This window comes from Algoriphagus sp. SE2 (genome assembly GCF_039563885.1).
Taxonomy (GTDB): domain Bacteria; phylum Bacteroidota; class Bacteroidia; order Cytophagales; family Cyclobacteriaceae; genus Algoriphagus.
Genome location: NZ_JBCLWJ010000016.1, coordinates 51,771 through 63,345, shown reverse-complemented (window position 1 = coordinate 63,345; position 11,575 = coordinate 51,771). Strand labels below are relative to the sequence as shown.

9 protein-coding genes and 4 tRNA genes are annotated in these 11,575 nt (G+C 38.5%); all 13 read right to left on the bottom strand.

Translation table 11 applies throughout. The features are described from left to right. Nucleotides 1-33: 33 nt before the first annotated feature. Nucleotides 34-3,909 carry a DNA-directed RNA polymerase subunit beta gene (gene rpoB / locus AAGF08_RS16770; protein ID WP_343512473.1) on the bottom strand — a complete coding sequence of 1,292 codons (3,876 nt, stop codon included), beginning with the start codon at nt 3,907-3,909 and terminating at the stop codon, nt 34-36. Nucleotides 3,910-4,065: 156 nt separating this feature from the next. Further along, nucleotides 4,066-4,446, bottom strand: coding sequence for a 50S ribosomal protein L7/L12 (gene rplL / locus AAGF08_RS16765; RefSeq protein ID WP_343512472.1), 381 nt, complete (start codon nt 4,444-4,446; stop codon nt 4,066-4,068). 44 nt (nt 4,447-4,490) lie between these two features. Further along, nucleotides 4,491-5,033 (bottom strand): 50S ribosomal protein L10, encoded by a 543-nt coding sequence (rplJ, locus tag AAGF08_RS16760; RefSeq protein WP_343512471.1) that lies wholly within the window; start codon nt 5,031-5,033, stop codon nt 4,491-4,493. Nucleotides 5,034-5,035: 2 nt separating this feature from the next. Beyond that, nucleotides 5,036-5,734, bottom strand: a complete 699-nt coding sequence (gene rplA, locus AAGF08_RS16755; protein ID WP_343512470.1) for a 50S ribosomal protein L1 — start codon at nt 5,732-5,734, stop codon at nt 5,036-5,038. A 10-nt stretch (nt 5,735-5,744) separates the two neighbouring features. Further along, nucleotides 5,745-6,188: a 50S ribosomal protein L11 gene (gene rplK, locus AAGF08_RS16750; protein ID WP_074226865.1), complete on the bottom strand. Its 444-nt coding sequence runs from the start codon at nt 6,186-6,188 to the stop codon at nt 5,745-5,747. Between the two features lie 3 nt (nt 6,189-6,191). Further along, on the bottom strand, nt 6,192-6,749 hold the full coding sequence (gene nusG, locus AAGF08_RS16745; protein ID WP_343512469.1) for a transcription termination/antitermination protein NusG: 558 nt from the start codon (nt 6,747-6,749) through the stop codon (nt 6,192-6,194). Nucleotides 6,750-6,767: 18 nt separating this feature from the next. Continuing rightward, the gene (gene secE / locus AAGF08_RS16740; protein WP_075349308.1) at nt 6,768-6,956 is read right to left on the bottom strand and encodes a preprotein translocase subunit SecE; all 189 of its coding nucleotides are present in this window, start codon (nt 6,954-6,956) and stop codon (nt 6,768-6,770) included. Between the two features lie 14 nt (nt 6,957-6,970). Next, nucleotides 6,971-7,044, bottom strand: a tRNA-Trp gene (locus AAGF08_RS16735). Nucleotides 7,045-7,156: 112 nt separating this feature from the next. After that, nucleotides 7,157-8,344 (bottom strand): elongation factor Tu, encoded by a 1,188-nt coding sequence (gene tuf, locus AAGF08_RS16730; RefSeq protein WP_343512467.1) that lies wholly within the window; start codon nt 8,342-8,344, stop codon nt 7,157-7,159. Between the two features lie 61 nt (nt 8,345-8,405). Continuing rightward, nucleotides 8,406-8,477: transfer RNA gene (locus AAGF08_RS16725), tRNA-Thr, on the bottom strand. A gap of 33 nt (nt 8,478-8,510) precedes the next feature. Further along, nucleotides 8,511-8,583: transfer RNA gene (locus tag AAGF08_RS16720), tRNA-Gly, on the bottom strand. 68 nt (nt 8,584-8,651) lie between these two features. Continuing rightward, nucleotides 8,652-8,734 (bottom strand) — tRNA-Tyr (locus AAGF08_RS16715). A 150-nt stretch (nt 8,735-8,884) separates the two neighbouring features. Beyond that, the gene (locus AAGF08_RS16710; RefSeq protein WP_343512466.1) at nt 8,885-11,518 is read right to left on the bottom strand and encodes a M1 family metallopeptidase; all 2,634 of its coding nucleotides are present in this window, start codon (nt 11,516-11,518) and stop codon (nt 8,885-8,887) included. Nucleotides 11,519-11,575 lie beyond the last annotated feature (57 nt).

The window sequence follows — 11,575 nt, the reverse complement described above, 5'->3', positions numbered from 1 at the left end:
GTAAAGGGCTCTTGCGAGCCCTAATGAGCTAATTTAATCCAGGGTAATTTCAAGAGCCAAACCTCTTAGTTCATGAACCAATACATTGAATGATTCAGGAATATTAGGTTTAGGAAGGTTTTCACCTTTCACAATAGCTTCATAAGCTTTTGCTCTACCTATTACGTCATCTGATTTAACTGTCAGGATTTCCTGAAGTACGTGTGATGCACCAAAAGCTTCCAGTGCCCAAACTTCCATTTCTCCGAAACGCTGACCGCCAAATTGAGCTTTACCGCCCAATGGTTGCTGCGTAATCAAGGAATATGGACCTATTGATCTTGCGTGCATCTTATCATCAACCAAGTGCCCAAGCTTTAGCATGTAAGACACACCCACCGTCACTGGCTGATCAAATTTCACCCCTGATAGACCGTCATATAGATAAGTTCTTCCATAAGCTGGAACTCCTGCCAACTCCAATTCATTAGAAACTTCTTCCATAGAAGCTCCATCGAAGATTGGGGTAGCATATTTCTTACCTAGAACCTGACCTGCCCAAGCAAGTACAGTTTCGAAAATCTGTCCGATATTCATTCGGGAAGGTACACCAAGAGGATTCAATACAATATCCATTGGAGTTCCATCCTCAAGGAAAGGCATATCTTCGTCTCTTACAATACGAGCTACAATACCTTTGTTTCCGTGACGACCTGCCATCTTATCACCTACTTTTAGTTTACGCTTTTTAGCAACATAAACTTTTGCAAGTTTTACAATACCAGCAGGAAGTTCATCGCCAACTTCCAATGTAAATCTATCTCTTTTGAAAAGACCTGAAATCTCGTTTCTTGAATTGGTATAATTCTTAACCAATTTTACAATCAAATCATTGGTATGAACATCATCTGTCCAGTCATCTAAAATGATATCAGAAATCAAATTAGCTTCTTCAGGAACATTATAATTGCTTTCGTCTCTGTAAGGATTTTTAGCTGGGAATAGGTTGTTTTCAATATTTTTCAAATTGAATTTTACCCCCTTACTAATAATCTCATCACCAAACTTATGTCTTACCCCTTGAGAAGTTTTGCCATCAAGAAGTGTAACCAATTTATTGATCATTCGAGCTCTAATGCCCAAAAGGTCTTTTGAGTATTTTGCTTTAAGCTTTTCAACTTCTGCTTTTGCTTTAACTCTTACATCCTTATCCTTTTTAGGACGGGCAAATAACTTAGTCTCGATTACAACCCCATTTAATGAAGGAGAAGCTTTCAAAGATGCATCTTTTACATCACCTGCTTTGTCACCGAAGATCGCCCTTAGAAGCTTCTCTTCTGGAGTAGGATCAGTTTCACCTTTTGGAGTAATTTTACCAATGATAATATCACCTTCTTTTACTTCCGCACCGATTCTGATAACACCATTTTCATCCAAATGCTTTACAGCTTCTTCGGAAACGTTAGGGATTTCAGAAGTTAATTCTTCCTCTCCACGCTTGGTGTCTCTTACTTCCAGTTGGAATTCTTCAACGTGAATGGAAGTAAATACATCTTCACGAACAACTCGCTCAGAGATTACAATCGCATCCTCAAAGTTATATCCTTGCCATGGCATGTATGCCACTTTCAAGTTCTTTCCTAAGGCAAGCTCACCATCATTGGTTGAATATCCTTCCACAAGAACTTGACCTTTTACTACTTTTTGACCTTTCAATACTAAAGGAGTCAAGTTAATAGTAGTATCCTGATTTGTTCTTCTAAATTTGATCAGGTCATAAGACTTATATTCGTCAGTGAAATTGACTAATAATTCATCATCTGAAAGATCATATTTGATAGTGATTTTTCTAGCGTCAACATAATCAACTACACCATCAGCTTCAGCAATAATCAAGGATCTAGAATCCACAGCAGCTTTAGCTTCAAGACCTGTTCCTACAATAGGAGCTTCTGCTTTCAGTAATGGAACAGCCTGACGTTGCATGTTTGATCCCATCAAGGCTCTGTTTGCATCATCATGCTCCAAGAAAGGAATCAAAGATGCAGCTACAGAAACAATTTGATTTGGAGCCACATCCATATAGCTAATTTCGCTTGGCTCAAGAACTGGGAAGTCCCCTTCAAATCTCGCCTTAACTTTTTCATTCAAGAAATTCCCTTTGTCATCTAAAGGAGCATTTGCTTGAGCGATATTATTATCATCTTCTTCTTCAGCGGTCAGGAATACAATTTCACCCCTATCCATATTTACTTTCCCATCTTTTACCTTTCTGTAAGGTGTTTCAAGGAAGCCCATTGAGTTCACTTTTGCATGAACACAAAGAGAAGAGATAAGACCAATATTTGGACCTTCCGGTGTTTCGATCGTACAAAGACGACCATAGTGGGTATAGTGTACATCTCGAACCTCGAAACCAGCTCTTTCTCTTGAAAGACCACCAGGTCCCAAAGCAGAAAGTCTTCTCTTATGAGTTAACTCAGCCAATGGGTTAGTCTGATCCATAAACTGAGAAAGCTGATTCGTTCCGAAGAAGGAATTGATTACAGAAGAAAGCGTACGAGCGTTTATCAAATCGACCGGTTTAAAGTCTTCATTGTCACGAACGTTCATTCTTTCACGGATAGTTCTAGCCATTCTGGCAAGCCCCACCCCAAATTGGCTATAAAGTTGTTCTCCAACTGTTCTAACCCTTCTGTTACTTAAGTGGTCAATATCATCGACTACAGCCTTAGAATTTATCAACCCAATCAGATATTTCACAATGGAAATAATATCCTCTTTTGTTAAAACAATTTTTTCAGACTCGATATCAAGACCTAATTTTTTGTTGATTCTGTAACGACCAACTTCACCAAGATCATAACGCTTATCTGAGAAGAATAAGCTATGAATTACTTCTCTTGCAGTCGCCTCATCTGGTGCTTCAGTATTTCTCAACTGACGATAGATAACCTCAACTGCTTCTTTTTCAGAGTTGGAATTATCTTTTTGCAATGTATTATAAACGATAGAGAAATCGGCAATATTAACATCTTCTCTATGAAGAATGATACTCTTAGAGCCCGAATCCAAAATCATTGAGATATCTTCATCTGTAAGAACGGTATCACGCTCAAGCAATACCTCATTTCTATCGATTGATACCACTTCACCAGTATCCTCATCCACGAAATCTTCTACCCAAGTCCTGAGAACCCTTGCCGCCAATTTTCTACCTGCAGCTTTTTTCAAAGCATTTTTGGTAGCTGATACCTCTTCAGACAGTCCAAATAGATCCAAGATGTCTTTATCAGAACCATAACCAATTGCCCGAAGCAATGTAGTTACCGGGAATTTCTTTTTCCGATCGATATAAGCATACATGACATTATTGATGTCGGTAGCAAATTCAATCCAGGAACCTTTAAAAGGAATAATTCTAGCTGAATAGAGTTTTGTTCCATTGGTATGCTTGCTTTGTGCAAAGAACACACCAGGAGATCTATGAAGCTGAGAAACGATAACTCTCTCTGCACCATTGATTACAAAGGATCCCTTCTCAGTCATGTAGGGAAGGTTTCCCAAGAAAACCTCTTGCTCAATGGTTTCGAAATCCTCATTATCCTCATCGTGACAAAGAAGTCTAAGTTTTGCCTTCAAAGGGACAGAATATGTCAAACCTCTATCAATACATTCTCCTACACTATACTTAGGAGGATCTACTGCATAATCAATAAATTCCAAAGTGAAATTTTCACGGGAATCACTGATTGGGAAGTTTTCGGCAAATACTTTAAATAACCCGTCTGCCCGGCGCTTTTCTGCGGGGGTATCCAACTGAAAAAAGTCTTTAAAAGACTGAAGCTGAATATCTAGAAAATCCGGATAGTCTTTGACCACCTTAATGGAGGAGAAACTTTTCCTTTCGGTTTGATTCTTGATAGCCAAGGTAGTATATGTTTATAGTGAAATTAATTAACGAAATGCGACAATTTTCGCTTAAAATAATGCAATTTTATACCTGTGCATAAACAGGAAAAGACCTGACTATTTTAGTCAGGTCTCATGGGCTAAACCATAACCTAGAGGCTCTGGCTTAGCAAATTACTTGATTTCTACTTCAGCACCAGCCTCTTCCAAAGACTTCTTCAAGCCTTCAGCTTCGTCTTTAGCAATGCCTTCTTTAAGCGCTTTAGGAGCTGAGTCAACTAGATCCTTAGCATCTTTCAACCCAAGTCCAGTCAATTCTTTTACCAATTTAACTACTGCTAATTTAGATGCTCCTGCTGCTTTCAAGATAACGTCAAATGAAGTTTTCTCTTCTTCTGCAGCAGCTTCTCCTCCACCAGCGGCACCAGCTGCTACTGCTACACCAGCAGCAGCAGGTTCGATTCCGTACTGATCTTTAAGGATATCTGTCAATTCTTTAACCTCTTTAACAGTCAAGTTCACCAACTCATCTGCAAGTTTCGTAAGATCTGCCATTTTATTTGAAATTTATTTTTTGTGTTTTATTTTATTTTTTTTACTCAATTTTCTTCCTTCTCAGCAAGAGCTTTCAATACACCTGTAAGGTTGTTTTGACCACTCTGCAAAGCAGAAATAAGGTTCATAGCTGGAGATTGAAGCAATCCGATAAGGTCGCCCAATAGTTCCTGCTTAGATTTAAGCTTAGACAGCATCTCGAGGTTTTCCTCTCCAATGAATATATCTGTATCAATTGAAGCACCTTTAAATACAGGTCTTGTCGCTTTTTTACCTATTTTTTTTCTGAAATCCAGCAATACTTTTGCTGGAAGATTACTTGTCTCTTTTGAGAATATAATTCCAGAGAATCCTTTCAAGGCCTCAGAACTTAGTTGCGAAAAATCTGCATCTAAATTTTCCAAAGCTTTTTGAATAAGCGTGTTTTTGTAAACTTTGTACTCAACACCTTTTTCAAAACAAGTTCTTCTGAATGCATTCACTTGAGCAACAGTAAAACCTGAAGCATCCGTGATATAGAAGAAAGGGTTTTCTCTAAATTTCTCAGTAAGACCGTCGATTATTACTTTCTTTTCGTCTCTAGTCATAATTAAATACCTTGAATGCTACCCTTGTCTACTGCGATTCCAGGAGACATTGTACTTGATAAATGGATACTCTTGAAATAAGTACCTTTCGATGAGCTAGGCTTAAGCTTTGAGATAGTCACCATAAGTTCTCGTACATTATCCTGAATTTTTTCAGGAGTAAAAGAAACTTTACCGACACTCGCGTGAATAATTCCAAATTTATCAACTTTGAAATCAATCTTACCTGCTTTAACCTCTTTTACAGCTTTTGCTACATCTAGTGTAACTGTTCCTGATTTAGGATTTGGCATAAGACCTCTAGGCCCTAGCACTCTACCTAATCTACCTACTTTCGCCATTACATTAGGCATTGTGATGATGACATCAATGTCAGTCCATCCGCCTTCAATCTTAGCTATGTAGTCATCCAAGCCCACATAATCTGCACCCGCTTCAGTTGCTTCTGCCGCTTTATCAGGAGTACAAAGCACCAATACTTTGATGTCTTTTCCAGTACCATGAGGAAGGGCAACAACCCCTCTCACCATCTGATCTGACTTCCTTGGATCAACACCCAATCGGATGTCAAGATCTATAGAAGCATCAAACTTAGTGCTGGTAATTTCCTTTACGATAGAAGAAGCTGCCTCAAGGGAGTACTCTTGGCTTGGGTCGTACTTAGAAAGAGCTTCTTTTTGCTTTTTTGTTAACTTAGCCATTGTTTTTTATTTATACTTCCCAAGGGGCTTGTCCAGATACTGTGATACCCATGCTTCTAGCTGTACCAGCTATCATTTTCATAGCTGACTCTACTTTGAAAGCATTCAGGTCAGGCATTTTAACCTCTGCTATTTCTTTTACCTGATCCCAGGTAACAGAACCTACTTTCTTACGGTTAGGCTCAGCAGAACCACCTTTCAATTTCGCAGCCTCAAGCAACATATTTGCCGCAGGAGGAGTTTTTACTACGAATTCAAAAGACTTATCCGAGAAAATTGTAATCAATACTGGTAGCACCTGTCCCATTTTATCTTGGGTACGTGCATTGTACTGTTTACAAAACTCCATTATGTTCAAACCCTTGGAACCAAGAGCTGGACCTACTGGAGGCGACGGGTTAGCCTGGCCACCTTTCACTTGTAGTTTTAAATAACCAGTGATTTCCTTAGCCATTGCTTAGTCTTGTTTTTCTACTTGTATAAAGTTTAATTCTACCGGAGTATTTCTTCCGAAGATCTTGACCATAACATTCAATTTCTTCTTCTCATCAAATATCTCCTCTATTGTCCCAGTAAATCCACTGAATGGACCGTCCATTACTTTTACGGTTTCTCCTACTATAAATGGAGTATCTAATTTCTCAGCAAACTCATCAATCTCTTCAACCTTACCTAAAATACGGTTGACTTCTGATTGGCGTAATGGTTCAGGGGTTTTGGAAGCTCCCCCCTGGTTTGATCCTAAGAAACCGATAACACCTGGGATACTCGTTATTACGTGATTGGCCTCACCATTTGAGAGATCCGCATTGACTAAAACATATCCAGGAAAGAAATTTCTTTCCCTTACACGCTTTTTGCCATTTCGCATCTCATATACCTTCTCAGAAGGAATTAGCACTTCAGGAATATATTCGTCAATCTTCTGCCTGGAAATTTCATTATCCAAGTAGGTTTTTGTCTTTTTTTCCTGCCCAGCTACTACCCTGAGTACGTACCACTTATGTTCAGCCATTCTGTAATATCAATTCAATTAAAATAAATCATAAAACCATTTCATGATGTTTTCGAAACCTAAATCTATTACCCCAATGAAGAGAGCAAAGATCAAAGAAGCAACTAAAACCAAAACTGCACTATTTTGAAGAAAAGAATACTTCGGCCAAGTGACCTTGTTTTTCATTTCATCATAAGATTCCAGAACAAAGTTTTTTAGATTCATATTGTAATACTTACTGGCACGGGCAGAGAGATTCGAACTCCCATCAACGGTTTTGGAGACCGCTATTCTGCCGTTGAACTATGCCCGTGTGAATGAACGTTCCGCTAATGGGAACGCAAAATTAGGTATTGTTCAGTAAAGAAACAAATGCGATCCCAAAATACTTCAGGATCGCATTGCTCAATATTTGAAATTTTTGATTAGTCTAGGATTTCTGTAACCTGTCCAGCACCTACAGTTCTACCACCCTCACGGATCGCAAAACGAAGTCCTTTCTCAAGTGCAACTGCATTAAGCAAATTCACTTCAATAGTTACGTTATCACCTGGCATTACCATTTCAACGTTTTCTGGAAGTTTGATTTCTCCAGTAACATCAGTAGTTCTTAAGTAGAACTGAGGTCTGTATTTGTTGAAGAAAGGAGTGTGACGTCCACCTTCTTCTTTTGACAATACATAAACTTCTGCTTTGAAATGAGCGTGAGGAGTTACAGATCCTGGCTTACAGATAATCATACCTCTCTTGATTTGAGCTTTTTCAATACCTCTCAACAAAAGACCTACGTTATCACCAGCTTCACCTCTGTCCAAAATCTTACGGAACATCTCAACACCAGTAACTGTAGACTTAAGTCCTTCAGCACCCATACCGATAATGTCAACTGCTTCACCTGAGTTGATTACTCCTCTTTCGATTCTACCAGTAGCAACTGTACCACGACCAGTGATCGAGAATACGTCTTCTACAGGCATCAAAAAGTCTTTGTCAATAGCACGCTCAGGAAGTGGAATATGCTCATCTACAGCATCCATCAACTCCATAACAGTATTAACCCACTTTTCTTCTCCGTTTAATGCACCTAGTGCAGAACCAGCGATTACAGGAATATTGTCACCATCAAACTCATAGAATGAAAGTAGTTCTCTTACTTCCATTTCCACAAGCTCAAGAAGTTCTGGATCATCTACCATGTCCACTTTGTTCATGAATACTACAAGAGCTGGTACACCTACCTGGCGAGCCAAAAGGATGTGCTCTCTTGTCTGTGGCATTGGTCCATCAGTCGCAGCTACCACAAGGATAGCACCGTCCATCTGGGCAGCACCCGTTACCATGTTCTTTACGTAATCAGCGTGACCAGGACAATCTACGTGAGCGTAGTGCCTTTTTGCAGTTTGATATTCTACGTGAGAGGTGTTAATGGTAATACCTCTTTCTTTTTCTTCTGGAGCGTTGTCGATAGAAGAGAAATCTCTTAATTCAGATAGACCCTTACTAGCCAAAACGGTAGTGATGGCAGCAGTCAAAGTGGTCTTTCCATGATCTACGTGACCAATCGTACCGATATTAACGTGCGGCTTGGAACGGTCGAATTGTGCTTTTGCCATGCGTGAAAATCCTCAGTTTAAGTTTAAAGATATGTTTATATTAATTTATTAAAGCCATATGAGCCAACGACGGGATTTGAACCCGTGACCCCTTCCTTACCAAGGAAGTACTCTACCCCTGAGCTACGTCGGCTTAAGCCCGATACTTTCCCTAAGAAAAGTATTGAGCGGGAGACGAGGCTCGAACCCGCGACCTGCAGCTTGGAAGGCTGCCGCTCTACCAACTGAGCTACTCCCGCTTTCTTCCGGCTAAGCCGAATTTTTTTAGCCCTGCAAAACTAGGAAAAAATTTTGCATTAGACAATTGTGGGGGAAACAGGATTCGAACCTGTGAAGACATAAGTCAACGGATTTACAGTCCGTCCCAGTTGGCCGCTTTGGTATTCCCCCAACTTTCGCTACTTTTTTAAGTCTTTTTGAAAGACCTATCTATCGTAACGGATGGCAAAATTATAGCCTTTTCTGAAAGTATCAAAGGATGAATTTCAAATTTGAAAAGATTTTATTCACTTATTACACAACCAACTAAAAATCAATCGATTAATTTTCATCTTTTAAGGCTTCCATAAAATAATCATAATAGCTTTTAAGCTCTGGGTCTTTTTCTAAAGCCGCAATCTCAGAAATTTCTTCCAAAACCTTCGGGTCATCTGAAAAAGCTAAAATCGCTTGAAAGGCTCCTAAGCGAATGAAATTTTGAGGATCAGACTTCATAATTTCTTTTAGATTTTCCACTGCTTTTAATTTTCCTTCTTCAGGGAACCTGCTAAAATATTCTCCATAATACCCTAAAAAGAAATATAAGCCCTCACCTGAAAGTCTTTTAATTTTATCATTAAACCATTCTCCCTTTCCCAAAATGGGTTTGGTAATAAAATACTCTGAAATGGGAATGACATACCGATAATTATTTTCTTCGGAATATTTACCGACTATTTCCTCATCTAACTCTAATTCATCAATACTTGTAAGAGCCATTAAAGCTGAACTTGTCACTAAAACAGATCGCTCTTCTAACAATTCCAAAAAAGTTCGTTCATATTTTTTAGCATCAAAACTTGATAAGACATCTATAGCTCCCGCTCTGACTGAATTTTTAGATTTACTTCCCAAAATTCTAAAAACTGCCTCTTCTAACCCAGGATTTTCAACCATCCACTCAGTATGACTCTGCAGAATTCCCAAACCCAATTCTCTTATGGACCAAAAATCATCCTCGATGGCCTTTGGAATCAATAATTTTAATTCTTCATATGCCTCTAAAGCAACCAAACTATCTAATGCTTCATATCTGGCTATTCCTAATTCGGACCTCTCAAATTGACTTACCCATTGCTCTTTAGAGTTTTGCTGATTTCTTACAATTAAGAGATCCTTATTTTCATCAAACATCACCAAGTCCGTTTCCTTCCCATTTTCTAATGCAAATTGCTGGAAAGCTTCTTTGAGCATAAACTGCTTCACTTGTCTTTCCCCATTTTCATACCAGCTCACCTCAAATGGAATTTGATAAAGAGGCGTAATTTCCAAATCCTGAATTTGGGTTACAGAAATCAAGACATTTTCCGGTATAGTGTAATCTATTTCTATTAAAAGCTCAGGATGCCCCTTATCCAAATACCATTGGTTAAAAAACCAATTCAAATCTTCCCCACTCACTTGTTCAAAAGCTTGCCTCAAATCATGAACTTCTACACTCGAAAGTGCATGCTCATTTAGGTAAAAATTCAGTCCCTGAAAAAAAGCGTCGTCTCCGAGATACTTTCTTAGCATATGTAAGATTACTCCACCTTTTGAATAGCTATGAGAATCAAACATATCCTCAGAATCCTCATATTGATAGCGGATTAAGTCAACTCGCTTGCTCAAAGCTTCCTGGAAATAGGTTTCCATTTCAGCTACCAGCTTTAATGCTGCCTGGTCTTTTCCATATTTATATTCGTTCCATAAATATTCACTATAATTGGCAAATCCCTCATTCAAAGTAAGATTAGCCCATGATTCCGTGGTTACAAAGTCTCCAAACCATTGGTGAAAAAGTTCATGTGCGATAATATAATCCCATTCCGAATCTACCGCTTCCACCTCGCTAAGTTTCAGTTCTTCCATAAAAATCGAAACGGTGGTATTTTCCATTGCACCGGAAACAAAGTCTTTCACTACAACTTGGTCATATTTAGGCCATGGAAATTTGAAATCGAGCTTTTCAGAAAAAAATCCAATCATTTCAGGTGTATTTTGAAAAACTATTTTAGCCCCTTTCTCGAATCCTTTTTCTACAAAATATCCGAGGGGAACACCCTCCCAGTTTGCCTCCACTTTTCCAAAATTACCGATTGCAAAAGCAGCCAAATAAGGGGCATGTGGCATTTTCATTTCCCAATAATCAAAATGAAACCCATTCCCCAGATCCTTTTGATTTATCAATTCCCCGTTCCCAATTGAAATCATGGAATCTGGTACCGTTAATTTAAAAAGTTGAGTCATTCTCTCATTGGGATGATCAATAGTAGGAAACCATTTAGAATTATGATCAGTCTCTCCTTGAGTCCAAATCATTGTTGATTTGAATGGGTCCACACCTTTTGGATCAATAAAGTAAAGGCCTTTGGTATCTGTTATAGCTTGACTTCCATTTCCTGAGTTTCTCTCAGGAAAAGCAGTGTATGTCATTGAGATATCAAAGGTATCATCCTTTGAAACTTCCCTTGGAAGAAAAATTCGTAATTGTTGCTCGTTATAAGTGTAAGCTAAACTTGTGCTGTCAGACTTCTGAACAAAATAAATTTTACCCACTTCAAAATCCTGAGCGTCTAAAACGACTTCTCTTTGCGGTTTGAAATAAGGCTTCATGGTAAGCACGGCCTTTCCTAGAACAGCTTGTCTTTGATAATCAAAATCTATTTCTAAGTCTGTATGAATCAAATCAAAAAAACGGGTTGCAGATCCTTTATAGTTTAAAATTTCTTTTTCTTTCTCATCGATGAGTTTCAAAATCTTCATCGTATCAATTATCTCTTCTGGGTTGGTGTCCATACTTAATTCCAAATCTTCTTTCTCTTCAGTTTTTTGAGAAATATCCTGAGAAGATTTACAAGAACCGAGGAGAATAATTAGTAATCCAAGTCCTAACTTGGTAGACTTTTGCAAAATATTTTTTGCCTTAGTTTGCATTTGTTTCATATTTGAGAAAAGAAAGACCGAAAAGATCGGATATAATATTTTCAGCTT